The 25,586-nt window shown below is 71.9% G+C and carries 23 protein-coding genes; 12 read left to right on the top strand and 11 right to left on the bottom strand.

Translation table 11 applies throughout. The features are described from left to right. Nucleotides 1-360: 360 nt before the first annotated feature. The gene (locus tag ACIF83_RS44520; protein WP_399736213.1) at nucleotides 361-795 is read right to left on the bottom strand and encodes a hypothetical protein; all 435 of its coding nucleotides are present in this window, start codon (nucleotides 793-795) and stop codon (nucleotides 361-363) included. A 346-nt stretch (nucleotides 796-1,141) separates the two neighbouring features. Here ACIF83_RS44520 and ACIF83_RS44525 point away from each other — a divergent pair, with 346 nt between their 5' ends. Next, nucleotides 1,142-1,948 (top strand): SGNH/GDSL hydrolase family protein, encoded by an 807-nt coding sequence (locus ACIF83_RS44525; RefSeq protein ID WP_393476386.1) that lies wholly within the window; start codon nucleotides 1,142-1,144, stop codon nucleotides 1,946-1,948. A gap of 3 nt (nucleotides 1,949-1,951) precedes the next feature. Here the strand turns inward: ACIF83_RS44525 and ACIF83_RS44530 are convergent, their stop codons facing one another. The 4 genes from ACIF83_RS44530 to ACIF83_RS44545 form a co-directional block, all read right to left on the bottom strand. After that, nucleotides 1,952-3,571: a serine/threonine-protein kinase gene (locus ACIF83_RS44530; RefSeq protein ID WP_398140841.1), complete on the bottom strand. Its 1,620-nt coding sequence runs from the start codon at nucleotides 3,569-3,571 to the stop codon at nucleotides 1,952-1,954. 27 nt (nucleotides 3,572-3,598) lie between these two features. After that, on the bottom strand, nucleotides 3,599-5,221 hold the full coding sequence (locus tag ACIF83_RS44535; protein WP_399736216.1) for a sulfite exporter TauE/SafE family protein: 1,623 nt from the start codon (nucleotides 5,219-5,221) through the stop codon (nucleotides 3,599-3,601). Next, on the bottom strand, nucleotides 5,218-6,702 hold the full coding sequence (locus tag ACIF83_RS44540) for a tetratricopeptide repeat protein (protein WP_399736220.1): 1,485 nt from the start codon (nucleotides 6,700-6,702) through the stop codon (nucleotides 5,218-5,220). The genes ACIF83_RS44535 and ACIF83_RS44540 overlap by 4 nt, the downstream gene beginning before the upstream one ends. 97 nt (nucleotides 6,703-6,799) lie before the next feature. Then, complete coding sequence (locus ACIF83_RS44545; RefSeq protein ID WP_393476378.1) at nucleotides 6,800-8,341, bottom strand: DUF4331 domain-containing protein; 1,542 nt, start codon at nucleotides 8,339-8,341, stop codon at nucleotides 6,800-6,802. Nucleotides 8,342-8,552: 211 nt separating this feature from the next. Between ACIF83_RS44545 and ACIF83_RS44550 the strand changes: the two genes are divergently transcribed. From ACIF83_RS44550 to ACIF83_RS44560, 3 genes are all read left to right on the top strand, one after another. Further along, on the top strand, nucleotides 8,553-9,095 hold the full coding sequence (locus ACIF83_RS44550; protein WP_393476375.1) for a sigma-70 family RNA polymerase sigma factor: 543 nt from the start codon (nucleotides 8,553-8,555) through the stop codon (nucleotides 9,093-9,095). Next, complete coding sequence (locus tag ACIF83_RS44555; protein WP_399736224.1) at nucleotides 9,092-9,910, top strand: anti-sigma factor domain-containing protein; 819 nt, start codon at nucleotides 9,092-9,094, stop codon at nucleotides 9,908-9,910. The genes ACIF83_RS44550 and ACIF83_RS44555 overlap by 4 nt, the downstream gene beginning before the upstream one ends. A gap of 126 nt (nucleotides 9,911-10,036) precedes the next feature. Beyond that, complete coding sequence (locus tag ACIF83_RS44560; protein ID WP_393476371.1) at nucleotides 10,037-10,303, top strand: hypothetical protein; 267 nt, start codon at nucleotides 10,037-10,039, stop codon at nucleotides 10,301-10,303. Nucleotides 10,304-10,356: 53 nt separating this feature from the next. Here ACIF83_RS44560 and ACIF83_RS44565 read toward each other — a convergent pair whose 3' ends face one another. From ACIF83_RS44565 to ACIF83_RS44575, 3 genes are read right to left on the bottom strand one after another with little or no spacing between them, the layout of a single operon-like run. Continuing rightward, the gene (locus ACIF83_RS44565) at nucleotides 10,357-11,553 is read right to left on the bottom strand and encodes a CaiB/BaiF CoA transferase family protein (RefSeq protein ID WP_399736227.1); all 1,197 of its coding nucleotides are present in this window, start codon (nucleotides 11,551-11,553) and stop codon (nucleotides 10,357-10,359) included. Between the two features lie 44 nt (nucleotides 11,554-11,597). Beyond that, entirely contained in the window at nucleotides 11,598-12,380 is a 783-nt protein-coding gene (locus ACIF83_RS44570; RefSeq protein ID WP_399736230.1) for an ABC transporter permease, read from the bottom strand. Further along, nucleotides 12,377-13,333: an ATP-binding cassette domain-containing protein gene (locus tag ACIF83_RS44575; RefSeq protein ID WP_399736233.1), complete on the bottom strand. Its 957-nt coding sequence runs from the start codon at nucleotides 13,331-13,333 to the stop codon at nucleotides 12,377-12,379. Before ACIF83_RS44575 ends, ACIF83_RS44570 begins: the two co-directional genes overlap by 4 nt. A 63-nt stretch (nucleotides 13,334-13,396) precedes the next feature. On the opposite strand from ACIF83_RS44575, the gene ACIF83_RS44580 reads away from it, so the two are divergent. Beyond that, on the top strand, nucleotides 13,397-14,107 hold the full coding sequence (locus ACIF83_RS44580) for a TetR/AcrR family transcriptional regulator C-terminal domain-containing protein (RefSeq protein ID WP_393476359.1): 711 nt from the start codon (nucleotides 13,397-13,399) through the stop codon (nucleotides 14,105-14,107). A gap of 51 nt (nucleotides 14,108-14,158) precedes the next feature. On the opposite strand, the gene ACIF83_RS44585 is transcribed toward ACIF83_RS44580, so the two are convergent. The 3 genes from ACIF83_RS44585 to hmgA all read right to left on the bottom strand — a co-directional run bounded on the left by ACIF83_RS44585 (nucleotide 14,159) and on the right by hmgA (nucleotide 17,525). After that, nucleotides 14,159-15,322 carry a type ISP restriction/modification enzyme gene (locus ACIF83_RS44585; protein ID WP_399736236.1) on the bottom strand — a complete coding sequence of 388 codons (1,164 nt, stop codon included), beginning with the start codon at nucleotides 15,320-15,322 and terminating at the stop codon, nucleotides 14,159-14,161. Nucleotides 15,323-15,395: 73 nt separating this feature from the next. After that, on the bottom strand, nucleotides 15,396-16,142 hold the full coding sequence (locus ACIF83_RS44590; RefSeq protein ID WP_393476353.1) for a GntR family transcriptional regulator: 747 nt from the start codon (nucleotides 16,140-16,142) through the stop codon (nucleotides 15,396-15,398). 45 nt (nucleotides 16,143-16,187) lie between these two features. Next, a complete protein-coding gene (gene hmgA / locus ACIF83_RS44595; protein ID WP_393476351.1) occupies nucleotides 16,188-17,525 on the bottom strand; it encodes a homogentisate 1,2-dioxygenase in 1,338 nt (445 codons plus the stop codon). 154 nt (nucleotides 17,526-17,679) lie between these two features. Here hmgA and ACIF83_RS44600 point away from each other — a divergent pair, with 154 nt between their 5' ends. From ACIF83_RS44600 to ACIF83_RS44630, 7 genes are all read left to right on the top strand, one after another. Beyond that, complete coding sequence (locus ACIF83_RS44600; protein WP_399736240.1) at nucleotides 17,680-18,213, top strand: hypothetical protein; 534 nt, start codon at nucleotides 17,680-17,682, stop codon at nucleotides 18,211-18,213. Between the two features lie 67 nt (nucleotides 18,214-18,280). Then, on the top strand, nucleotides 18,281-18,898 hold the full coding sequence (locus tag ACIF83_RS44605; RefSeq protein WP_393476347.1) for a TetR family transcriptional regulator: 618 nt from the start codon (nucleotides 18,281-18,283) through the stop codon (nucleotides 18,896-18,898). 122 nt (nucleotides 18,899-19,020) lie between these two features. Then, nucleotides 19,021-21,261 carry a molybdopterin oxidoreductase family protein gene (locus ACIF83_RS44610; protein ID WP_399736243.1) on the top strand — a complete coding sequence of 747 codons (2,241 nt, stop codon included), beginning with the start codon at nucleotides 19,021-19,023 and terminating at the stop codon, nucleotides 21,259-21,261. A 123-nt stretch (nucleotides 21,262-21,384) separates the two neighbouring features. Then, complete coding sequence (locus ACIF83_RS44615; protein ID WP_393476342.1) at nucleotides 21,385-22,779, top strand: CitMHS family transporter; 1,395 nt, start codon at nucleotides 21,385-21,387, stop codon at nucleotides 22,777-22,779. Nucleotides 22,780-22,800: 21 nt separating this feature from the next. Beyond that, the gene (locus ACIF83_RS44620; RefSeq protein WP_399736246.1) at nucleotides 22,801-24,036 is read left to right on the top strand and encodes an MFS transporter; all 1,236 of its coding nucleotides are present in this window, start codon (nucleotides 22,801-22,803) and stop codon (nucleotides 24,034-24,036) included. Nucleotides 24,037-24,137: 101 nt separating this feature from the next. Beyond that, nucleotides 24,138-24,863 carry a hypothetical protein gene (locus ACIF83_RS44625; protein WP_393476337.1) on the top strand — a complete coding sequence of 242 codons (726 nt, stop codon included), beginning with the start codon at nucleotides 24,138-24,140 and terminating at the stop codon, nucleotides 24,861-24,863. Beyond that, complete coding sequence (locus tag ACIF83_RS44630) at nucleotides 24,850-25,551, top strand: class F sortase (protein ID WP_399736249.1); 702 nt, start codon at nucleotides 24,850-24,852, stop codon at nucleotides 25,549-25,551. The genes ACIF83_RS44625 and ACIF83_RS44630 overlap by 14 nt, the downstream gene beginning before the upstream one ends. Nucleotides 25,552-25,586 lie beyond the last annotated feature (35 nt).

The following is a 25,586-nucleotide window of genomic DNA, read 5'->3' on the forward strand; positions in this document are numbered from 1 at the left end:
GCCCGCCCCTGGGTGGCCCGGCTCTTTGTCCGGTTCGAAAGGGGGGTTCTCATCCGTGGCACGGCGAAATGGTCTCCGTACACGCAGACGAGCTGGCAAAGCTGGCCGGGCTGCCGGAAAAGACGACAGCCGGTCGCGCGGCACGGCTCGGTCACAAGTGTGGTCACCGAGCACGGCACCCCCCTACCGCGCCCCGCGCCGGAACGTCACGGCCCTGAGCCCTCCCCTGAACCGCGTGCTGACGGACCGATGCGGGTGAGATGTACGACGGTATTGACGATTGAAGCAGAATGGCAAGACCTGGAACGGTATTTCACGTCTTTATTGGTTTGGCCATTACGTAACTTTGGCCCGAGTTCTTCACTCTTGTTCCGATTTCCTCGAACGGAATTTCTCCCGGCCGAGGACGAGCAGGAACAGCAGCACGCTGAGCGCGGTCACCGCGACCACGCCGCCGCGCACCGACCAGCGGTGCACGGCGAGCATGCCCTGGGCGACCAGCATGTCCAGTACGACCGCGCCCGCAAGCGCGGTGAGGGTCCGGCCGAAGGGATCCAGCCCGCGCAGCGCCGCCCCGATCGCCACGGCCGGCGCCGCGAGCAGGAAGAACAGCGTGCACGGACCGCGCAGCGGTGAGTGGGTGTCGGTGAGCGCGAGCAGTGCGCCGACCACGCCCACCGCCGTGGCCGCCCCCGCGAGCAGTGGAGACAGGTTCCTCCCCGGACCTGGCCGTGCCCGCTCGGTGTCGTCCCCGGCGCCGTCCGGCGAAGGTGTCTTGATGCGTAAGGTCTGCATTGGCGACTTTGCCCCCCGACGCGCCGGATGTCGGGCTTCAATGTGACGCAGGCCCTTGTGGGCCGTCAAGATGACGCCTCTTCCTGAACTTGTGTTCCCCGGAAGCCTTCGGGGTCTCCGGGGAACGGGGTGTTCAGGGGGTGTGTGCGGCCGTGCCTGCGGCCGTTGCGGGTTGACGAGCCGTCAACAGAGATGACGTGTACACGTAATATCTGGTCCGTGAACGTCCTGAGTCGATCCCGTCGAGACGTCGTTGAGGCCTAAAAAGTCTTGGCATGAACACTTCCAGTCAACACGCGTAGTTGCTACGACAGTTGTGGCAGAGATCCTGCTAAAGGGAGGTTCCATGAGACGTTCCCGATTTGCGGCATACGTGACCTCGCTCCTCCTCGCCACCGGCCTCGCCCTCACCGGGGCCGCCACGGCGCAGGCCTCCACGGCTGCCGCGAACGGCGGTTATGTGGCGCTCGGCGACTCCTACTCCTCCGGAGTCGGAGCGGGCAGCTACATCAGCTCGAGCGGCAGTTGCGACCGCAGCACCAAGGCGTACCCGTACCTGTGGAACGCCGCTCACAGCCCGTCCTCGTTCGCCTTCAACGCCTGCTCGGGCGCCAAGACGGACGACGTGCTCGCCAATCAGCTCGGCTCGCTCAACTCCTCCACCGCCCTGGTCTCGATCACCATCGGCGGCAACGACGCCGGCTTCGCCGACGTCATGACGACCTGTGTGCTCCAGTCCGACAGCTCGTGCCTGTCCCGGATCAACACGGCGAAGGCGTACGTCGACTCGACGCTCCCCGGCAAGCTCGACGCCGTGTACAACGCGATCAGCGCCAAAGCCCCGTCCGCCCGGGTGGTCGTCATCGGCTACCCCCGCTTCTACCAGCTCGGCCAGACCTGCCTCGGACTCTCCGAGACCAAGCGGTCCGCGATCAACGGCGCGGCCGACTACATCGACGCCGCCATCCAGAAGCGAGCCCTGGACCACGACTTCGTCTTCGGCGACGTCCGCACCACGTTCACCGGCCACGAGATCTGCTCCGGCGACTCCTGGCTGCACAGCGTCAACTGGCTCTCGATCGGCGAGTCGTACCACCCCACCGCGGCCGGCCAGTCCGGCGGCTACCTGCCGGTGCTCACGAACGCGGCCTGACCCTCACGAGGCCGAAGGTGAAGCGGAGGCCCCGTCCGTCGGGGTCTCCGTCGTTGCGCAGGTCACCGTGAACGGCACCGGGTTCGACGTGGTCCGCACCGGACTGCGCACCTCCACGCTGATCTCGTTCTCGATCGTCCCGCTGTCGGAGTAGGCGGTCACGACCACCTGCACCTGCCGGGTCTTCCCGCCGCCCGCGGGGAACGACAGCGTCTTCCACCCCGGGTCGGAGACCGACCCGTGCGCGAGCACCCACCGGTACTCCACCTGCGCGGGCACCCGCCCCACCGTGAACGTCGCCGTGAACGTGGGCGCCTGCGCGGTCGGCGGCGGGCAGCTTCCGTCGTACTCCGTGTGGGCGCCCGTCAGGGTGACCCGCACGGACTGGGCCGGCTGACTGCTCGCCGTGGCGCTGCTGCTCCGCGCGGGCGGCGGCGCCGCGGTGTCCGAGTGGGCGCTGGTGCTCGGGCTGGGGGAGTGCGTAGTGCCGCTCGCCCGGCTGGTGTGCGCGCCGGTGTTCCCGCCACCGCCGCCGTTGTGCTGGTTGAGCAGCGCGTACGTCAGTCCGGCCACCGCCAGGACGACCGCGAGGAGACCGGCGACCAGCACCACGCCGGCCCGCCGGTTGCGTCGCGGCTCGACGGTGGTGGTCTGTGGCTCCGGGGACCCGGTGGACAGAGGCAACGGCGGTGTGGGAGAGGGCCGTCGGGACTCGGCCGCGATCGTCGGTGCGTACGGCGAGGCCTGCATCGACTCCGTGCGCGCCGGCCCGGGAGACCCGCCCGCCGCCACGATCCGCAGATCGTGCTCGGCCCGTTCGCCGGACAGCCGCTCGGCGGGATCCTTGCGCAGCAGCCCCTCGATGACCGGGGCGAGTGGTCCGGCCCGGAGCGGCGGCGGCAACTCCTCGTCCACCACGGCACGCAGGGTGCTCAGCGGAGTGTCCTGCCGGAACGGGGTGTTGCCCTCGACGGCCGCGTACAGCAGCACGCCCAGCGACCACAGGTCCGACTCCGGGCCCGGTGTACGGCCCAAGGCCCGCTCCGGAGCAAGGAATTCGGGCGAGCCGATCACCTCGCCCGTCATGGTCAGCGCCGAACTGCCCTCGACCGTCGCGATGCCGAAGTCGGTGAGCACGACCCGGCCGTCGTTGGCCAGCAGCACGTTGGCCGGCTTCACGTCCCGGTGCAGCACCCCGACGGCATGCGCGGCACGCAGCGCGGCCAGCACCTCGGCACCGATGTGCGCGGCCCGCTGCGGCGGCAGCGGACCCTCGGCCTCCAACTGGTCGGCGAGGGACAGCCCGCGCACCAGCTCCATCACGACCCAGGGGCGGCCCCCCTCCATGGCCACGTCGTACACCGTGACCACGTTGCGGTTGGCGACCCGGGCCGCCGCCCACGCCTCGCGCTCCAGGCGGGCGTACATCCGCTCGACGTCCGAAGCGGGCAGCCCGGCCGGGGCCCGCACCTCCTTGACCGCCACCTCGCGGTGCAGCACCTCGTCACGGGCGCGCCACACGGTGCCCATGCCGCCCTCGCCCAGCGGGGACAGCAGACGGTAGCGGCCCGCGATCACTCGTTCACGGCCCGGCTCTTCGGACACGGGCGACCCCCACGGCATCTCACGTGAATTCTCCACAAAAGTAGCTCAGCCGAGCGCGGATGCGGCCCCCTTGAGCACCAATCCGGCACCCAGGGCGACGACGACCAGCGCGGACGCGAGCGGCAGGGTCCGGCGCACGAGAGTGGCAACCGGGTGTGCGGTCCAGCGCGGGCGCCGGTCCAGCACCCGGGTGACGCCCGAGCCCAGCCGGACGACGGCGAACCCGGCCGCCGTGAGCGTCAGCGCCAGCCCGGCGCCGTACGCCACGACGAGCAGCAGCCCGAACCAGGCCTTCCCGAGTGCCGCGGCACCGACCAGCACGACGACCGCGGAGGGGCTGGGCACCAGACCGCCGGCGAACCCGAGCAGGATCGTGCCGCGGATGGTGGGGGCGGTGGGGTGGCTGTGGGTGTGGCCGCCGTGGGTGTGCACCACGCCGTGCTCGTGCTCGTGCTCGTGCTCGTGGTGGTGATGGTGGTGGCCGTCGTGGTGATGGTGGCCGTCGTCGTGGTGGTGGTGATGAGCGTGGGCTGCTTCCTGGTCCTGGTGTGCGCCGACCAGGACCAGCGGGCGTTCTTCGGTTTCTTTGTGCGCATGCGGGTGGGGGTGGGGATGAGGGTGCGGATGTGCGTGCGTGCGGTTGCGCCAGGCACGGCGCACGAGGTTCGCGCCCGCCACGAGCACCAGGGCGCCGCTGGCGATGCCCAGCCAGGCGATGACCGAGGGCGTGGCTGCGGAACCGGCCGTGACGAGCAGACCCAGGGCGACCACGCCGAGGGTGTGCGTCACCGTGACCGAGGCGGCCAGGGGCAGCACGTCCCGCATCCGGGCCCGGCCTCCGCGCGCGGCCGCCGTCGCGGCCATGAGGGTCTTGCCGTGGCCCGGAGCCAGGGCGTGCATCGCGCCGAGGACGACGGCGATGAGCAGGGCGAGCGCGGCGAAGCCGAGGGTGAGGTCATGGCGGGCGACGAGGTCGTCCAGGGCTCGGGTCCAGCGGTCGGCGCCCCGCGGCAGTACGGAGGCGCCGGGGGCGTCCTGCCGCTCCTGCGCGAGGGCCGGGCCGCCGGGGCGCACCCGCAGGGAGGCGGTGGCGGTGTCGGCGGGGGACGACAGCAAGTCCTTGGGGTAGCTGGTGAGTTCGTGCGAGACCGACTTCTTCGGCACGTCCGTCGTGGTGAGCGTCATGCGGTCGCCGCGCGCGGTGATCTCCCGCCAGCCGGGACCGGTGGTGGCACCCGCGCTGTGAAAGCCGAGGGTGACGGACTTCCCCCGGGCGAGCGGCGCGGTGAACCGGCACTCCACGCGCAGCGTGTTGAGCCCCGCCTGCCCGGGCCGCAGGCTCGCACGGGCGGAGCCGGGGGTGAGCGGGGCGGGCCGTCCGCCGACGGTGAGCCTGCTGCCCTTCGCGGCCGCGGCACACCGCTGCTCGGCCCACGTGGACAGGCCCAGGCGCTCGATGTCCGGCTTGGCCTGGGTGGCCGGGATCTCGGCGAGGTCCTCCACATGGTCGACGCGGAGCTGTCCGGGGGCGGCGACGAGACCGTCGTAGCGGTTGACGGTGAAGTTGCCGAGCGGGTGCGCGCTCGCGGCCGTGGCCGGGGTGAGCACGAGGGCGCAGGCGGCGGTGAGGACCGCCGCGGCACAGGCGAGCGGGCGACGGAGGTTCACTGGGCGGCCTCCAGCGCCTTGCGGGCCTGGGCCGCGCCCAGGGGAGAGAAGCCGGGGTTCAGTTTCAGGGCCGCCTTCAGCGAGGCGCGTCCGTCCTTGGTGTGGCCCGTGGCCAGCTCGATCATGCCGCGGTGGTAGAGGAAGGCGGCGCTGGGGTAGCCGGTGGCCGTGGCCTGGCGGGCGTGGGGAAGTGCTTCCTTGTCACGGCCGTTGACGTGCAGCGCCCAGGCGAGCGCGTCCGCGGTGTGCACGGTGTGCCGGCGGGCCCACTCGGCGCGGGCCGCGCGCAGGGCGGACGTCTTGTCGCCGTGGTCGGCGGCGGCCAGCGCGGTGTCGAGGTCGGCGTTGACGCCGTTGGCGCGGGCCAGGGCGATCCAGGCGTCCACGAGCGCGTACTGGTCGTGCGCCCTGGCCTTGTCGCCGGCTGCGCCCCGGGCCTCGTACAGCTCGCCGAGTTCGACGAGCGGTCCGGGCAGCGGATAGCGGGAGACCACGGTCTCCAGACCCTTGATCGCCTCGTCCCGGTCGCCGCTCGCCGCCTGGGCGCGGGCCCGGCCCTCCAGCGCGGGGAGGTAGTTCTCGTCGGCGGCCAGGGCCCGTGCGTAGTAGGTGAGCGCGGAGTCGTAGTCGCCCTGGTTCCAGGCGAGTTGACCGAGCTGGGCGGCCACGTAAGCGACATCACCCGGCGAAGTGGCCGCGGCGAGGGCCTGCTTGAGCACGCGCCGGGCGGTCGTCACGTCGCCGCGCAGCTCGTGCACGTACGCGTACCGCGTGAAGACCGGCACGCCCGGCTTGCGCGTGTCGGCGGTCTTGGCGGCCTGGTCCGCTTCGGCGTACCGGCCCAGTTCGACCAGGGCATCGATGCGCAAGGACAGGGCGCGCTCGCTGTACGGGTTCTGCTTCAGGGCCCGGTCCGCGTAGGTCAGGGCGTCCTTGAAGTCGTGTCGCGCGGCGGCGAGGGCGGCCCGGCCGGCCAGGGCCTGGTCGTTGCCGGGGGACAGGTCCAGAGCGCGCTTCAGGGCCTTCTCGGCCTGCGGATACCGGGCCGGGTCGCCCTTGGTCCGCGCCTGCTCGACGTAGGCCAGGCCGAGGGTGGCCCAGCTGCCGAAGTCCCTCGGCTGGGACCGCAGATGCACCTGGAGTGCGGCGATGCTCGCGTCCAGATTCCCGCTGCCCAGCACCCCGGGATCGACGGCGGTGGAGGCGGCCGCCACCGCGGGCCCGCCGTCCCGTGCCGCCCCGACGGCGATCGCCGCACCCGTCAGCGCGACGGCCAACAGTGCGGCACAACTGCCCAGTCGAACCGCCCGCCGGCGCCGCCCGATGGCGGCGACCCGGCGGACTGCGGCGACGCGTGGATCCCCCGGCTCCGTCTCGGACCCGGTCGGTGCGGCCTCGGGAGCGGCCTGTGTCGAAGCGGCATCCCCGCCCGTGCTCACCGGCCGCTTGTCGGCCTCGTCGTCGTTCGTACGCGGGGACATGCCCTCTCCTCGGTCGCCTGGTCGTGCTCGGAAGAAGAAGGGCGCGGCCCGCCGTGGGGGAGGGGGATACGGGCCGCGCCGGTCAGGGGGGTGCGGGTCAGTACGGGCGCTGCATCCGTCGGCGCCACCAGGCGAAGGCGGTGCCGATCAGCAGGATCCCGGCCGCACCCGAGGCCGCCGAGGCGGCGATCAGCATCGTGTTGCCGGAGCCGTCGGAGGAGGACCCGGCCGGCTGCAGGGCGTCGCCGAGCTGGCTGCGGACGTCGGCGTTGCCGGACGTGCCCTTGGCCAGGGCGCCGCGGGAACCGGCCGTCGGCTCGGCCACGTACGGGAAGTACTTCTCGAAGCCCTTGTCGTTCTTGTCGACCGCGTCGCCCAAGTCGTTCTTGGAACCGACCAGTTCGCCCTCGACCACCTGGAGGGAGGCGTCGATCACGTCGTCCGTGAGGCGACGGCCGTTCGGGAAGCCCGCGTTGTCACCGTCGAGGACGCCCAGCCGCTTGGGGTGCATGCTCGGCTTGATCGAGGTGTTCAGCCGCAGCTCCTCCGCGGGCTTCACGTACGGCGGCTGGTTGAGGCCCTTGACGCCCTTGAGGAACACGTCGACCAGGTCGTTGCGCGGCTCGGCGGGAGCCTTGATCTTGTAGATCGACTCGATGAGCTTCGGCAGCTCGGGGTTGGTCACGTTCTTCAGGAACTGCGCGTCGTACCAGGGCTGGGACGCGTTGAACTTGTCCTTGTCCTTCTGCGGGTTGACGACCTCGTTCACCAGCGGGTTGCCCAGGCGCGAGACCTGCTCGTAGTAACCCTGCGCGTTCTTGCGCTGCGTCGTCGACCAGATGCCGACGATCGGCTGCTTGGACGACTCGCGGATCAGGTCGTTGGGCACCTGCAGCGCGATCGTGTTGACGTTGTAGCCCTTGAGCGTGTCCCGTCCGACCTCGGAGAGGTTCCCGCCGTAGAGCAGGTCGAAGACGCGAAGGTCGGCGAAGAACGGGTCGTCGGCCTGGCCGGCGAAGGTCGCGGCACCGCCCGCCGTCTTGTAGACGGCCTGGGAGCGCAGCTTGGCGTAGTCCGGCATCGACGCCTTGCCCACGTTCGACGGCGCGACCGGCACGTTGTCCGCGAGCCGTGTCTTGGAGACCACCTTCTGGTTGTGCAGCTTGACCAGGTCGATGTCGTAGGTCTGCGTGATGTTCAGGTTCGGGTCGTCGAGGCTCTTCACCGCCCCCGTGTTGTAGAGGAAGGTGTTCTTGTTCTTGACGTGCGTCTTGAACGTGTACCGGAACAGCAGCTCGCCCTGCGCGTCGCCGTTGTTGTCGATGTGGATGTCGTACTGCGCGTCGTCCGCGAACGTGTAGAAGTTCGGTCCGCCGGCCGGCTCTTCGAAGGGGATCCAGTTGGCCACGATCGTCGTGGTGTCCGGCTTGTCCGGGCTCACGAACGCGTACAGGTCCGTGTTGTCGTACTGCGGGGTCCCCGAGATCAGCGGGGCCTCCCGGTGGGAGGAGGCGGATGCCGCCCCGGGTTCCAGCGTGGCGACGCCGGCGGCTGCGAGCCCTCCGGCGGCCAGCGCACCACAGATGAGCGTGACCAGGCCCTTGCGTCCCGTGCCGCTCCTGGAGATGAGAGGTGTCATGCCGTCCGTCCTCAGTGCCAACTTGCCTTGACGGACGGGTATACGGAGCCGAGGAGCCGATCGGATTGGTCCGACGGAAAAAATCTTTTCGGCATTTCAAACCCGCGTTTTCGGCCCGCCGATCCGTATCACCCGCCGGAGGTGTGCGCTCGTGCGGATGCGTGGAGTCAGAGGCAGGGCGGCCGGCTGCGGCCACGGAAGGGGGACCGGGGTGGAGGCGGACGAACTGCTCGTGCTCGTGGCGGGCGGTGACCAGCGGGCGTTCGAGGATCTGTACGCAGTGGTGTCCGGACCGGTGTTCGGGCTCGTACGACGGGTGGTGCGCGACCCCGCCCAGTCCGAGGAGGTCGCCCAGGAGGTGCTGCTCGAACTGTGGCGCTCCGCCGCCCGGTTCGACCCCGCCCGGGGCAGCGCCCTCTCCTGGATCCTCACCCTCGCCCACCGCCGCGCCGTCGACCGGGTGCGCAGCGCCCGCGCGGCCGGCGAACGCGAACAGCGCGAGGCCCTGCGCGCCGGGGAACCCGCCTTCGACCATGTGGCCGAGGAGGTCGAGGCCGGTCTGGAGCGCGAGTGGGTGCGCCGCTGCCTGGACCGGCTCACCGCGCTGCAGCGCCAGTCCGTGACGCTCGCCTACTACGACGGCTACACGTACCGTGAGGTGGCCGAGCGGCTGAAGCTGCCGCTGGGCACGGTCAAGACGCGGATGCGCGACGGACTCACCCGGCTGCGCGAGTGCCTGGGAGGTGCCGCATGAGCATCCTCGGCCGCATGCTGGGCCGCGAGGACCTGCACTCCCTCGCCGCTCCCTACGCGCTCGACGCCCTCGACCCCGCCGAGCGGCGCCGCTTCGAGAAGCACCTCAAGGGCTGTGACCGCTGCGCCGCCGAGGTGCGGGCCCTGTCCGAGGACGCGGTGCGCCTCGCCTGGTCCACGGCGGCTCCCGCGCCGGCCACCCTGCGCGACCGGGTCCTGGCCGCCGTCCGCACCACCCCGCAGGAGCACGCGCCCGCGCCCGCGCGGGAGCGCACACCCCAACTGCCGCCGCACGTCTGGGGCACTCAGCCTCCTCCGTCGCGCACCCGTACGCCCCGTGGGCGCCCCCTCTTCGTCCCGTTCGCCACGGCGACCGCGGCCGCGGCCCTCGTCGTCGCCTCCCTCTTCGCGGTCCAGGCGAACCGCACCCGGGACCAGCTCGACGCCGAACGGTCCCAGGCGCGTGAGATCGCACACGTTCTGGCCGCTCCCGACGCCCGCGCCGCGAGCAGCGAGGACGCGCGGGGCCGCAGTATCGGAGTAATCGCCTCCGCATCGGAGGGGCGGGCCGTCGTCACCCTCAGCGGATACGGCACCCCGTCCGGCGGCCGCGTGCACCAGCTCTGGCTCATGCGCCCCCATGTGCAACCACGCTCCCTCGGGCTCTTCGCGGGCGACACGCCCTTGGTCGCCAAGGGTCTCGGCAAGTCCTCGACGTCACTCGCAGTAACCGTCGAGCCTGACGGAGGGTCAGCACAGCCCACCGGTCAGCCGCTTGTCCAACTCACCCTGAAATCGGTCGGATTCGGAGAGTAGTCATCGAGGGATGGTCAACCGCCTTGCGGGGAAGGTGAATCCTGTGGGCGCGATACACGCATGCCCCACTGGGGAGATAGGGTTACTCTGCCCGGGCCGGGTGGACTCGTACGGGTGGGGAGTGACATGGAGCAGATAACACGCAGCAGGGCCAGGGTCCCTGCTATCACCTGCGGGAGCAGCGCGACCAGTTCGCGCCTCGACCGCCATCTCTCGGTGCTGGCGGGTCCCGCCGTACCGCACCAGAAGGCGGCCGAGGCGACTTCGCTGATGCGCGAGCTGACGGCACGTGACACCCCGCACGAGCGCAGTGACCGAGGCCGGCGGGTCAGCCGCGTCTCTCTCTTCGCGCCGCTGCGTCGGCTGCGCCGCTCGCTGTTCGGCGGACACTGAGCGGTCACCGAGCGAACCGGCAGTCCCTGGATTCCGATCCAGGAGGCCCGCGCTCAGGCCGCCACACCGGCCCGGCGCAACGCTGCGATCTCGTCGTCCGTCATCCCCACGGCACGCAGCAGCGCCCCGGTGTGCTGTCCGAGCGCGGGCACATCACCCATCCGTGCCTCGTCCCCGCCCGGCAGTGTGATGGGAGGCAGCAACGCCTTCAGCGGCCCGACCGGCGAACCCACCTGACGCCACCGCTCCCTGGCCGTCAGCTGCGGATGTTCCGCGAGCTCGTGCAGGTCCCTGAGCCGTGCGCAGGCGATGCCCGCCTGCTCCAGCCGGGCCAGCGCCTCGTCCGTGTTCAGCACGCCGAGCGCCCCGGCGACCAGCTCGTCGGTCCGCTCCCGGTTGGCCACCCGCGCCGCATTCGTCGCACAGGCCGGATCCGTCCCCAGTTCCGGCCGTCCCATGACCTGCTCGGCGAGCCGTCGCCACTCCCGGTCGTTCTGCACCGACAACAGCACCCGCCCGCCGTCAGCCGTCGCATAGGCGTCGTAGGGCGCGATGACGGCGTGTGCGAGCCCGGTACGGGCCGGGGGTTCACCCCCGTGCATCGCGTGGTGCAGCGGATGTCCCATCCACTCGGCCAGCGCCTCCAGCATGGACACCTCCACCGGCCCGCCCCGACCGGTCGTGCCGCGCCGCACCAGTGCGGCCAGCACCCCCGAGAAGGCGTACATGGCTGCCGCGATGTCCGCCGCCGGGATCCCCGCCTTGACGGGCCGCCCGGGCGTGCCGGTCACCGACACCAGCCCCGCCTCGCACTGCACGAGCATGTCGTACGCCCGCTTGTCCGCGTACGGCCCCGAGCTGCCGTACCCCGAGATGTCCACGGCGATCAGCCGCGGGTCCGCCGCGCACAGCGTGGCCGCATCGAGCCCCAGCCGGGCCGCGGCCCCCTGGGCGAGGTTCTGCACGAACACGTCCGCGTCCGTGATCAGCCGCCGTACGACGTCCAGGCCACGCGGGTTCTTGAGGTCGAGGGCGATGGACTCCTTGCCCCGGTTGCACCACACGAAGTGCGAGGCGAGACCTGCGGCCGCGGTGTCGTACCCGCGTGCGAAGTCGCCGCCGTCGATCCGCTCCACCTTGATGACCCTGGCTCCCAGGTCGGCGAGCTGCCGGGTCGCGAAGGGCGCGGCCACGGCCTGTTCGACGGCGACGACGGTGATGCCCTCCAGGGGCAGCGGGAGAAGATCCATGGGGTGGATGATCTCCCCTGACCGGCGACTTTGTCAGCAGTGGGTCATCGCTCGCCGTGCGCGTACCGGTGTACGGCGAGCGGCAGGAACACGGCGATCAGGACGAGGCTCCACAGCAGCGCCCCGGCGACCGGGTGGGCCACCGGCCAGGCGGAGTCCGCCGGGACCCGCGCGTTTCCGAACAGCTTGCGCAGGGCGGTGGTCACGGCGCTGATCGGGTTCCACTCGGCGAGCGTGCGCAGCCAGCCGGGCAGGTTGCCGGTGGGGATGTATGCGTTCGACAGCAGCGGCAGCACGAAGGAGGAGGCGCCGAGCTGCCCGGCGGCGTCCTCGCTGCGGGTGAGCAGCCCCAGGAAGATCCCGGCGCAGGTGCAGGCGAACCGGAAGAGCAGCAGCAGTCCCACCGCTCCGGCGGCGGCGAGCGCGGAGCCCTCGACCCGCCATCCCACCGCGAGCCCCACCAGCAGCAGGGGCACGGTGCCGAGGGTGGTGACGACGAGGTCCGCCACCGCCTGCCCGAGCGGCACGGCGGCCCGGCTCACCGGCATCGTGCGGAAGCGGTCCATCACACCCCGGTGGGTGTCCGCGGCGGCCTGGAACATCCCGGTCATGAGCCCGCCGGCGGCGGTCGCGACCAACAGCCCCGGCACGAGGAAGGAACGGTACTCGCGGCCGGGCACCGCCAGGGCGCTGCCGAAGACGTAGCCGAAGAACAGCAGCATGTTGACCGGCATCAGCTGGGTCAGCACGGCGAGGCCGGGGTTGTTGCGGACCCGGCGCAGCTGCCGGCCCGTCATGGCCACTCCGTCGTGGGCCAACGTGCTCATGCCACCAGCTCCCTGTCGTCGGCGGACCCTGCGGTGAGCCGCAGGAAGACGTCGTCGAGGGTCGGCGGCCGCAGACTCGCGTCGAGCAACGGCACCCCGGCCGCGTCGAGTTCGCGCACCAGGCGGGGCAGGGTGAGGGTCGGGTCGGCGGCGACCGCGCCGACGGCGTTGCGCTCACGGTCGAACACGGGCGCGGAGCCGGTGAGCCGGTCGAGCACGGCCGCCGCTTGCGGCAGCCCGTCGGCGTGCGCGACGACGGCCTCGGCGTACGACCCGATGAGCGCCTTGAGTTCGGCGGGCGACCCGGTGTGCGCGACGCTGCCCCGGTCCACCAGGGCGATGTCGTCGGCGAGTTGATCGGCCTCCTCCAGGTACTGCGTGGTGAGCAGCACCGTCGTGCCGTCGGCCTTCAGGTCGCGCACCGCCTCCCGGACGCGGGTGCGGCTGGCCGGGTCGAGTCCGGTGGTCGGCTCGTCGAGGAAGAGCACGTCGGGCCGGCGGACCAGGCTCGCCGCGAGGTCCAGCCGGTGCTGCATGCCGCCCGAGTAGGTGGACGCCCTGCGGTCCGCGGCCTCGGCCAGACCGAACCGCTCCAGCAGCTCGTCGGCGCGGCCGGCCGGGCCCCGCACCCGGTGCAGCCGCGCGAACAGCCGCAGGTTCTGCCGGCCGGTGAGGTCCCCGTCGACCGAGGTGTACTGCCCGGTGACCCCGATCCGGTGCCGTACCGCGGCCGGGTTCCGCACCAGGTCGTGCCCGGCGATCCGCGCCGAACCCGCGTCGGGCCGCAGCAGCGTGGTCAGCAGCCGTACCGCCGTCGTCTTCCCCGCGCCGTTCGGGCCCAGCAGCCCGCACACCGTCCCCTGCCCCACGGCAAGGTCGAGCCCGCGCAGGGCGTGCACAGCGCCGAAGCGTTTCTCCAGCCCCTCACTGAGTACAGCGTACGTAGTAGTCATGTCGTGACCATATCGCACTACGTACGACGTACGTAACTACGATGGTGGCCGAGGTGATGATCGATGGCAGTCCGAGGGGTCGTCCCCGAAGTGATCTGGGCGCGCCCCGAGCGCACGGGCCGGGGCCCGAAGCCGGCCTACACGCGCGACGACATCGCGGCGGCGGCCGTCCGGATCGCCGACGCGCAGGGGCTCGACGGGGTGTCGATGCGGCACGTCGCGGCCGAGCTGGGCTGCGGCACCATGTCGCTCTACAACTACGTCCCCCGCAAGGAGGACCTGTACGAGCTGATGATGGACGCCGTGAGCGCGGAGCACGTCCCGTGGGAGCCCGGCGGGGACTGGCGGGCGGATCTGCTCCGGGTGGCGCACGAGACCCGTGCGCTGATGCACCGCCATCCGTGGGTGCCGCGCCTGATGTCCCCCGTCTACGGCTTCAGCCCGCATGCTCTTCGCTACCTGGAGCACTGCCTGGCGTGCCTGGACCCGCTGGAGGTGTCCAACGGCACCAAACTCGAACTGATCGCGATGCTGAACGGCGTGGTGACCACCTACGTCCGCAACGAGTTCGACACGGCTGAGCGGGTACGCGCCCTGCCCTGGTCGGAGGACGAGGAGAACGCGGCACGTGCCGCGTACCTGGGCGGCCGGCTCGCCTCCGGCGCGTATCCGAGGATGGCGGCGGCGTTCAGGGAGGATCCGGGGCCGGTTGATCTGGAGGCGGTTTTCCAGCGGGCGTTGGAGCGGGTACTGGACGCGTTCTCGCCGCGCTAGCCGGGGTGGTTCGGCGGCCGGGCCATGGACGTCCGCCCTGGACGACCGGCACTAGAGCAGCGCGAACTGGCCCTCCGGGCCCTCCTCGTGGTGGTCGAGGACCGAGGCGGGGCGGTGGGACGAGTCCGGCGCCGGGAGGATGTCCGCCGTGCGGAGGTCGGTCGCGGTGATCGTCGAAGTCGGCTTCAAGTCGGTCCGCTGCAGGCGGAGTTCCGACAGCAGGGCCAGGACCGTGATGAGTTCGAGGAGTTCGGACGTCCAGGGCTGCGGCCAGGTGGCCGGGCGGATGGCGGCCAGCGTGCCCGGGTCGGCCGGGGCGGTGCGGGCCGCGAACCAGGCTTCCAGGACCCGGACTCCGGACACCTCGTAGTCCCAGGCCTCCGGCGGGACGGGGGAGATGCGGCCCTCGTCGAGGTGGAGGGTCTCCTCGTCGCGGTCGTAGTCGAGGGTCGCGGGGCGGGTGGGGAGGGGTGCGCGGACGTAGGGGCGGCGGCCGCCGGGGAGTTTGGGGCGGTCGCCGTCGCGGCGCATCAGCCACAGCATGCGGTGGCCCAGCTCGACGCCCCCGGACCAGAGTTCCGTGTCCTCGGTGAGCGGCACGGTGAGGTCGGGGCGGATCGTCGCCAGGATCCACGCCAGTACGTCCGGTGGGGTGGGGCGTGTGCCGAGGCGGGCGGAGAGGTGGTCCAGCAGGCCCGGTGCCAGGTTCGGTTCCGTGCCGCCCGGGCGGCGGTACAGCGGGCGGATGCGGCCGGTGCGCAGGGTGGGGAGGAGGGAAGTCGCCAGGAGGGGGGTGTGCTCGGTCGTCTCCGCGCCTGTCTCCACCACGAACACCTGGTGCTCGTCCGCCACCCGCCACAACTCCGGGCGGGCCGTGTCGATCAGCCGGTGGTCCGGGATCAGCCACTGCTCGTCGAAGGGCGCCGCCAGGACCCGTACCGGCTCGGCGCAGGGGCCCTCGGCGCGCGCCAGCCGCTCGGTGCCGGTGGACTGGCCGGGCAGCTGCCCCACCGCCGACTGCGGCGTGCGGGAGCGGGTCGGCTCGAACAGGGTCTCCCGGTCCGGCCCTTCGGACTTGAGCAGGGCGTCCCAGCGGGCCTTCAGGGAAGCCGCGTCGGGTGCCGTCGGCCAGGCGCGGCCCGGCCGCAGCGGTGCGACGGACCACGGCATGAGGTCCGCGAGCAGCGGAGCGTCGTCGCGCGTCACGCTGGGCATGGTACGGCAGCGCCCCAAGGGGGCGCGGGGCCGTGTTCGATCGGCGGCCATCGCGGCACTCCCGGCGAAGCGCTCACGCCTCCAGGGTCACCGTGAAGGAGAAGCGGTCCCCCCGGTAGTGGATGACCGCCACGTCCAGGACCCGGCCCTCGGCGTCGTACGTCACGCCCGTGTAGTGCAGGATCGGGCTGAGCAGCGGCACTTCGAGCAGCCGGGCGGTCTCCGGGTCGGCGAGCCTCGCCTCCACGGTGTCCGTGATGCGGCTGATGTCCGCCCCGACGACGTCCCGCAGCACCTTCGTCATCGGCCAGCGGGCGAGGTCGTCCAGGTCGATGCGCGCGGCCAGTTCGGGGCGTACGTGGTTGAGGGCGTGGTTGGTCGGCTCGCCGGTCGTCTCGTCGCTGCGCAGGCGGTGGTACGTCGCCACCTCCGTGAGGTCCGGGAAGTGCTCGACGAGATCGGCCGGCACGGGGACGCTGCCGTGGTCCAGCAGCTCGGTCGTCATGCCGGACTGCTGGGCCACGATCGCGTCAACCGAGCCGAGGAGCCGCACCGGGGCACCGCGCCGGACATCCGGCTCGATGAACGTGCCGCGCCGCCGGTGCCGGCTGATCAGCCCCTCGTCCTCCAGCTCCTTCAGCGCCTGCCGCATGGTCAGCACGCTGACCCCGTAGTGCTCTGCCAGCTGCTCCTCGGTGGGCAGGCGCAGCGGATCCCGTGGCGAGCGGCCGAGTATCGAGGCGCGCAGCGACTGCGACACCTGGTACCACAGCGGCAGCTTGCGGTTCAGGACGATCGAATCCGGAGCGAAGGAGGTCACATGGCTATCCGTACCTGTTGAGGAACGTTCCGTGCAACGCAGGCGTCACAGCGCGCGGAAGTGACGCTCGAGTCCCTGCCACACGTCGTCGTACCGCTGCTGGAGGTGGTCCGCCTCGGCCGCGTGCGGGGTGAGCGTCACCGGCCAGCGCGTCTCGAACATGAACGCCAGCCCGTCGTCGATCTTCTGCGGCTTCAGTTCGGCGGCGCTCGCCTTGTCGAAGGTCTCCCGGTCCGGGCCGTGCGCGGACATCATGTTGTGCAGCGAGCCGCCACCCGGCACGAAGCCCTCCGCCTTGGCGTCGTAGGCGCCCTCGACGAGGCCCATGTACTCGCTCATCACGTTCCGGTGGAAGTACGGCGGCCGGAAGGTGTCCTCGCCCACCAGCCAGCGGGGCGCGAAGACCACGAAGTCGACCCCGGCCAGGCCCGGGGTGTCCGACGGGGAGGTCAGGACCGTGAAGATGGAGGGGTCCGGGTGGTCGTACGAGATGGTGCCGATCACATTGAAACGGCGCAGGTCATAGACGTACGGCACATGGTTGCCGTGCCAGGCGACCACGTCGAGGGGCGAGTGGTCGTACGTCGCCGTCCAGAGGTTGCCGCAGAACTTGTTCACCACCTCCACCGGGCCCTCCACGTCCTCGTACGCGGCGACCGGCGCCCGGAAGTCCCGGGCGTTGGCGAGCCCGTTGGCGCCGATGGGGCCCAGGTCGGGAAGCTGGAAGGGCGCCCCATAGTTCTCGCACACATAGCCGCGCGCCGTCGGGCTCTGCCCGCCGTCCGATGCGGTGTCCAGCAGCTCCACACGGAAGCGCACCCCACGCGGAATCAGCGCCACATGGGCAGGCTCCACATGGAGCCTGCCGAACTCGGTGTGCAGCAGCAGCCCGCCGCGCTCCGGCACGATCAGCAGCTCCCCGTCGGCGTCGGAGAAGACCCGCTCCATCGAGGAGTTGGCGTGGTACAGGTGTACGGCCATGCCGGTGCGCTGGCTCGCGTCGCCGTTGCCGCCCAGGGTCCACAGGCCCGCCAGGAAGTCCGTGCCGGCCGGCGGCTCGGGCAGCGGGTTCCAGCGCAGCCGGTTGGGGTCCGGCACGGTCTCGGTGAAGGGGGCGGTGCGGATCGCGCCGTTGCCGGTCCGGGTGAACGCCGGGTGTGCGGCCGACGGGCGGACGCGGTACAGCCAGGAGCGGCGGTTGTGCGCCCGCGGCTCGGTGAAGGCCGAACCGCTCAGCTGCTCGGCGTACAGGCCGAGCGGCGCGCGCTGCGGCGAGTTGCGGCCCTCGGGCAGGGCACCCGGCACCGCCTCCGAGGCGTGTTCGTTGCCGAACCCGGACAGATACGACAGGCCCTCGGCGGTCTTCCGTGCGTCCCCGCTCATGATCGCTCCCTTGCGCTCCTCATTCCTATGCATCACCGTAGGAATGAGCGCGGGCGGGCGCAAGAGGGCCTCGGGTCGTCCTTCCTCCGGGGTAGGGCCGGAACCAGACTTAAGGGGGATTCGGTTGGCGGAACGTTGTTCTAATCTCCCGGGCATGTCGTGGACGTCGTGGAGGCGCAGAGCCCTGACCCTGCTCTCGGTCTGCGTCCTGCTGCCGCTCGGGGTGCAGGGCTGCGGGACCGACGAGGCGCGCGGGGGCGCCGGTGCCATCTCGCCCTCGCCGGTGGGCAAGGTCCTGGACGACACGGACGAGGCCGGCCGGCATCTGCGCGAGGTCGGCAAGGAGGACGCGCCCGAGGTCGGCGTCGAGGTGACCCCGGACGCCGCCGGCGGCTGGGGCGTGCGGCTGAGCCTGCGCCACTTCCGTTTCTCCCCGGCCGGCGCGCGGTCGAAGGCGGTCCCCGGGTGCGGCCTCGCGTCCCTCTTCGTCGACGGCCGCCCGGTGGCCCGGCTGCGCGCGCCCGAGTACCACCTGGCCCCCCGTCTGGTCCCGCACGGCACCCACCACGTCACCGCCCGCCTGTACGCCGACGACGGCACGGTGTGGGCCGTGCAGGGCAAGCCGGTCCAGAGCACCGCCGACATCACGGCGTCCGCAGCGGAGACGGAGCCGGCGTCGACACCCTGATGAGTGCAACGGGCACCCTTTTCCGTACTGGGGGGCGAGGTTCACCAGACCCCGGCGGAAAGGCATCATGAAGTCCGTGCCCCACGCGACATCGCTTCGTCGCGCGCCTGTCCAGCGGCGCAGCGCCGAACGGCTGACCAGGATCCTGGACGCCTGCGCCGACCTCCTCGACGAGGTCGGCTACGACGAGCTGAGCACCCGCGCGGTGGCCCTGCGCGCCGGAGTGCCCATCGGCTCGGTCTACCGCTTCTTCGGCAACAAGCGGCAGATGGCCGACGCCCTCGCCCAGCGCAACCTGGAGCGGTACACCGACCGCGTCACCCGGCGCCTCGAGGAGGCGCAGCGGGGCGACTGGCGGGGTGCCATGGACGCCGTGCTGGACGAGTACCTGGGCATGAAGCGCACCGCGCCCGGCTTCTCCCTCGTGGACTTCGGCAACCAGATCCCGGTCGGCGTCCGCCAGGCCGAACCCAACACCCGGGTCGCCGACCGCCTCACCGACCTGCTCTCCGGCTACCTAGGCCGCACCCCGGACGAAGAGCTGCGACGCGTCTTCCTGGTCGCCGTGGAGAGCGCGGACACCCTCGTGCAGCTGGCCTTCCGGATCGACCCCCAGGGCGACGAGGCGATCATCCACGAGACACGGGAGCTGCTGCGGGCGTACCTGGGGCGTGTGCTCGACTGAGCCCATCGTGAGGATCCCGGCGGCGACAAGGGGCTCCCCACCATGCCTACCGGTCGGTATGCTCGGCCCGAGCTCGCCTGTGCCCCAGCGGTACGGCCACCGCCGACCCTCCGGGAGGACCCGTGTCCCGCACCGCCCTGCGAATCTGCCCCCTGTGCGAGGCGACCTGCGGGCTGACCCTCACCATCGAGGGCACCCGTGTCACCGGCGCCCGCGGCGACCGCGAGGACGTCTTCAGCAAGGGATTCATCTGCCCCAAGGGAGCCTCCTTCGGCGCCGTCGACGGCGATCCCGACCGGCTGCGCACCCCGCTCGTCCGCGAGGACGGCATCCTGCGCGAGGCCACCTGGGAGGAGGCCTTCGACGCGGTCGCCGCGGGTCTGCGCCCGGTCGTGGAGCGGTACGGCGCCGACGCCCTCGGGATCGTCCTCGGCAACCCCAACGTGCACACGATGGCCGGTGCCCTCTACCCGCCGGTCCTGCTCGGCGCGCTGCGCACCCGCAGTCTGTTCACCGCCTCCACGGTCGACCAGATGCCCAAGCACGTCTCCAGCGGGCTGCTCTTCGGCGACGCCAACGCCATCCCGGTGCCGGACCTCGACCGCACCGACCATCTGCTCCTCATCGGCGCCAACCCCCTGGAGTCCAACGGCAGTCTGTGCACCGCCCCCGACTTCCCCGGCAAGCTCAAGGCCCTCAAGGCCCGCGGCGGCCGGCTCACCGTCGTGGACCCGCGCCGCACCCGGACCGCGAAGCTCGCCGACCGGCACGTCGCCGTCCGGCCCGGCGCCGACGCCCTGCTGCTCGCCGCGATGACCACCGTGCTGTTCGAGGAGGACCTGACCGACCTCGGGGACCTCGCCCCGCATGTCCAGGGGTTGCCCGAACTCCGTGAATCCCTGCGGGAGTTCACCCCCGAGGCCGTCGCCGGGGCGTGCGACGTCGAGCCCGGCCTCATCCGTACCCTCGCCCGCGAACTCGCCGCCGCCCCCACCGCCGCCGTCTACGCCCGCATCGGCAGCTGCACCGTCCCGCACGGCACTCTGGCGAGCTGGCTGGTCGACGTCCTCAACATCCTCACCGGCAACCTGGACCGGCCGGGCGGCGCCCTGTTCCCGCAGGCCGCCACCGACAGGACGCCCCGCCCGGCGGGTCCCGGACACGGCTTCACGCTCGGCCGCTGGCACTCTCGCGTACGGCAACTTCCGGAGGCCAAGGGCGAGTTGCCGCTCTCCGCGCTCGCCGAGGAGATCGACACCGTCACCGAGGCGGGCAAGCCCGTCCGCGCGCTCGTCGTGGTCGCGGCCAATCCGGTGCTGTCCGCCCCCGACGGTCTGCGCCTCGACAAGGCCCTGGACTCGCTGGACTTCATGGTCAGCGTCGACCCCTACCTCAACGAGACCTCCCGCCACGCCGACGTCGTGCTGCCCCCGCCGCCGCCCGCGCAGAGCCCGCACCACGACTTCGCCTTCAACACCCTCGCCGTCCGCAACCAGGTCCGCTACAGCCGCCCCGCCGTACCCCTCGAACCCGGCCGCATGGCCGAGACCGAGATCCTCGCCCGGCTGACCCTGGCCGCGATCGGCATGCACGGCGCCGACCCGGGCGCGGTCGACGCGATGGTGATCGAGCAGACCCTCGGCAAGGCCGTCCAGGAGCCCCACTCCCCGGTGCACGGCCGCGACCCGAAGGAACTCGCCGCACAGCTCACCGGGGACACCGGCCCCGAGCGCCGGCTCGACCTGATGCTGCGCCTCGGCCCCTACGGTGACGGCTTCGGCGCACGACCCGACGGGCTGAACCTGGACCGGCTGCTCGCCCACCCGCACGGCATCGACCTCGGCCCGCTGCGGCCCCGGCTGCCGCAGCCGCTGAAGACCGTGAGCGGCAAGGTCGAGCTGCTGCCCGAGCCGATCGCCGGCGACCTGCCCCGGCTCCGGGCGGCCCTGCGCGAGCGCCCCGCGGGGCTCGTCCTCGTCGGCCGCCGCCATCTGCGCTCCAACAACAGCTGGATGCACAACGTGCCCGCCCTCACCGGCGGCAGCAACCGCTGCACCCTCCACATCCACCCCGAGGACGCGGAGCGTCTGGGCGTGCGGGACGGGGCGGACGTACGCGTGAAGGGGGCCGGGGGAGAGGTGGTCGCGCCCGCCGAGATCACCGACGGCGTCCGGCCGGGCGTGGTGAGCCTGCCGCACGGCTGGGGTCACGACCGCCCCGGGACCCGGATGAGCCACGCGGTCCGGGAGCCCGGTGTCAACGTCAACCAGCTCCTCGACGGCAGCCTGCTCGACCCGCTGTCGGGCAACGCGGTCCTCAACGGAGTACCCGTCGAGGTCGCCGCACTCGCCGCACAGCTGTGACCTGGAGTTTTGCGCTTATTGCTCGCGTGTCAACGTCTTGTTAACGCCGTTTGACGGGACCTAACGTCGTCGCACCGCCAGCCCCAGGTGGGATGTTCAAGGGCGAACGTTAGGTATCCACTCATGTTGACCATCCTCGGCTTCGCCATGATCGCGACCTTCCTGGTCCTGATCATGCTGAAGAAGATGTCGCCGATCGCGGCGCTCGTGCTGATCCCGGCACTGTTCTGCGTCTTCGTAGGCAAGGGCGCCAAGCTCGGCGACTACGTCATCGACGGCGTCACCGGCCTCGCCCCCACCGCGGCGATGCTCATGTTCGCGATCGTCTACTTCGGTGTGATGATCGACGTCGGCCTCTTCGACCCGATCGTCCGGGCGATCCTGAGGTTCTGCAAGGCCGATCCGCTGCGGATCGTCGTCGGGACGGCCGTCCTCGCCGCGATCGTGTCGCTCGACGGCGACGGCTCGACCACCTTCATGATCACGGTCTCGGCGATGTACCCGCTGTACAAGCGCCTGAAGATGAGCCTGGTCGTGATGACCGGTGTGGCCGCCATGGCCAACGGCGTGATGAACACGCTGCCCTGGGGCGGTCCGACCGCCCGGGCCGCGACCGCGCTGAAACTGGACGCCAGCGACATCTTCGTGCCGATGATCCCGGCGCTCGCGATGGGCCTGCTGTTCGTCTTCGCCCTCGCCTACGTCCTCGGCCGCCGCGAGCGGGGGCGGCTCGGCGTGCTGACGCTGGACGAGGTGCTGGTGGAGGAGACCCGCACGGAGGCCGTCCTGGTCGGTGCCGGCACCGGCAAGGGCCCCCGGAGCGCCGGTGGCTCCGGCACCGGCGCGGACCTGCCCGACGAGCCCGAGGACGAGCACTTCCAGGGCCTCGACCCGAACCGCGCCACCCTGCGCCCCGGGCTCTACTGGTTCAACGCACTGCTCACGGTCGCCCTGCTCACCGCCATGATCATGGAGTGGCTGCCGATCCCGGTGCTGTTCCTGATCGGCGCCGCGCTCGCGCTGACCGTCAACTTCCCGCACATGCCGGACCAGAAGGCCCGCCTGGCCGCGCACGCCGACAACGTCCTCAACGTCTCCGGCATGGTCTTCGCCGCCGCCGTCTTCACCGGAGTCCTGCAGGGCACCGGCATGGTCGACCACATGGCCGAGTGGCTGGTGGACAACATCCCCGCCGGCATGGGCCCGCACATGGCCTTCGTCACCGGTGTGCTGAGCATCCCGCTCACGTACTTCATGTCCAACGACGGCTTCTACTTCGGCATCCTGCCGGTGCTCGCCGAGGCCGGTCAGGCGCACGGCGTCTCCTCCCTCGAGATCGCCCGCGCCTCGCTCGTCGGCCAGCCGCTGCACATGTCCAGCCCGCTCGTCCCGGCCGTGTACGTCCTCGTCGGCATGGCCAAGGTCGAGTTCGGCGACCACACCAGGTTCGTCGTGAAGTGGGCCGCCCTGACCTCCCTCGTGGTGCTCGGGGCGGGAATCCTCTTCGGCATCATCTGATCTCTCGAGGAGGGCACGTCCATGGCGCCCGGTGGGAACCGCGGCTGGCTGCTCCGTCTCGTCATCGCCTTCGGCTTCGCGCAGGGGGCGGTGTCGATGGCCCGCCCCGCCGTCTCCTACCGGGCCCTCGCGCTGGGCGCCGACGAGCGGGCGGTCGGCGTCATCGCGGGCATGTACGCCCTGCTCCCGCTCTTCGCCGCCGTACCGCTCGGCCGGCGCACCGACCACGGCCGCTGCGCACCCCTGCTCCCGGTGGGCGTGGTCCTCGTGTCCGGCGGCTGCGTACTGAGCGGAGTCGTCAACTCCCTGTGGGCGACGGCCCTGTGGAGCGGGGTGATGGGGCTCGGTCATCTGTGCTTCGTGATCGGCGCCCAGTCCCTGGTGGCCCGCCAGTCCGCGCCGCACGAACAGGACCGCAACTTCGGGCACTTCACCATCGGCGCCTCCCTCGGCCAGCTCATCGGCCCGGTCGCCGCGGGAGCCCTGATCGGCGGCCCCGACATGGCGGGCAGCAGCGCGCTGGCGCTCGTGGTGGCGGGCGTGGGGGGTGCGGTCGCGTTCACCTCGCTGTGGCGCATCGAGGACCGTGCGGCCGTCAACCCCCGTTCCCTGCAAGGCGACCGGGTGCCCGTCGGCGGGATCCTGCGCGCCCGGGGCGTGCCCGCCGGCATGCTCATCAGCCTCTCCGTGCTCTCCGCCACCGACATCCTCACCGCCTACCTCCCGGTGGTCGGCGAGCACCGGGGCATCGCCCCGTCGGTGGTGGGTGTCCTGCTCAGCCTGCGCGCCGGGGCCACCATCGCCTGCCGTCTGGTCCTGACCCCGCTGCTCCGGCTGCTCGGGCGGCCCGCGCTGCTCACCGTGACCTGCTTCCTCGCGGCCGTCCTGTGCGCCGGGGTGGCCCTGCCCGTGCCGGTGTGGGTGCTCGGCCTCATGCTCACGGTCCTCGGCTTCTGCCTCGGTGTCGGGCAGCCGCTGTCCATGACGACGGTCGTCCAGGCCGCCCCCGAGGGTGCCCGCTCCACCGCGCTCGCGCTGCGGCTGACCGGCAACCGGCTCGGCCAGGTCGCCGCACCGGCCGCCGCGGGCCTGGTCGCGGGCGTGGCGGGGGTGGCCGCGCCGTTCGTGATGCTCGGGGCGTTGCTGCTGCTGTCGTCGGGGGTGGCGCTGCGGTCACCGGGGCGACCCGAAGGTCCTGGACGAGCGGAGGGGGAGCGGCCCGGACGCTCGGTATTGCGCCGCACGAGCGATATCTGACGACGCGCCGGGCGTCGTGCCGCGGGGCAAGGTGTTCGTGAAGCAGAGTCCAGGCGAAAGACCGATTTATATGAAAATCGTCTGAACTCGGAGGAATGCGCATGCCCACCCTGACACTCCCACGTGCCGTCGGCTCCCGCGCGGGCGCCACCGTCGTCCTTACCGCCCTCGCCGCGGCGGGAGCGTCGTGGGTGGCGGCGCCGACCGCGGTGGCCCAAGGGGAAAACGGCGACATCAGGGTCCACCGGGTCTTCGCGCTTCCCGGCACGGGGAAGGACGAGTCGCAGGTCTGCCGGTTCTATCTCGACGCCGTCAACTTCGACACCCTGTCCAGCATCCCGTACACCATCACGCCGCAGCCCCCGCTGCCCACGTCCGCCACCGTCACCGGTGCCGTCCCGCTCGCCGGCGGCGCCGGACACACCGACCCGCTGGGGCTGGCGGACGGTCAGTACAAGATCACCTGGGTGGTCGCGGGTGCCACCAAGGAGAAGGTCTTCCGTGTCAACTGCCGTGACCTGGCCAAGGAGGACGGGGCGCACGCTCCGGGCCAGATCGAGGACCACCAGCAGAACAACCAGCAGGACGGCCAGCAGAAGGACCCGCAGAAGGATCAGCAGAGCGACCAGCGCGGTGACGCGGCCTGGGGTCAGGGCGGTGACCACAACGACGGCCCGAAGGGCGGTGTGCACGCGGGCGGTGGCGGCCTCGTGGACACTTCGGGTGCCTTCTCGCCCGTGGCCGCGGCAGCGGCCGTGGGACTGGTCGCGGTCAGCGGGGTGGCGTACCTCCGCCTGATCCGCCGACGGCCGCATGGCGCCGCGTAGGCTCAGACGCAGGCCGTGGTACCGGACCCGCGCCTACCGTCTCACCAGGACGGCCCTGCTCGCGGCCGTCCTGGTGACGGTGGGCGTCCGGTGCGGCGGAGACGACGGGCCGGCCGCCTCCCTCCGGGCGGGCGGCCTGGCCGCCGACCCGGGCTCCGCCCGCACCGACGGGCGGGGCGCCGGCCGGGAGGATCCAGCCCCGGCCCGCCCGACGCCCCCGCCCCGCCCGCTGCCCCGGTCCCGCCCGACATCCCTCCGTATCCGGTCCCTCGGGATCGACGCGCCGGTCATCGGGCTACGGCTCGACCGGGACCGGCAGCTGGAGACGCCACCGCTCGACCGGCCGAAGGAGATCGGCTGGTACCAGGGCGGCGCCACGCCGGGGGAGTCCGGCACCGCGATCGCCGTCGGCCACCGCGACACCAGGACCGGCCCCGCCGTCTTCGCCGCACTCGCCCAGGTGAAGCCCGGGAAGCTGATCGAGGCCAAGCGGGCGGACGGCCGTACCGCCGTCTACACCGTGGACCGGGTGAAGGTCTTCGACAAGGCCGACTTCCCCGACAAGGAGGTGTACGGCCCGGCCCGTCGCCCGGAGCTGCGCGTGCTCACCTGCGGCGGTCTGTTCAGCCGGCGCACGGGCTACACGAGCAACGTGGTGGTCTTCGCCCACCTGACCGGGACCAGGTGACCGCACGGCGCGCACGGTGCCGACCGCACCCGGCG

Origin of the sequence: Streptomyces sp. NPDC085866, assembly GCF_044541035.1 — a bacterium.
In the GTDB taxonomy this organism is placed as follows: Bacteria; Actinomycetota; Actinomycetes; order Streptomycetales; family Streptomycetaceae; genus Streptomyces.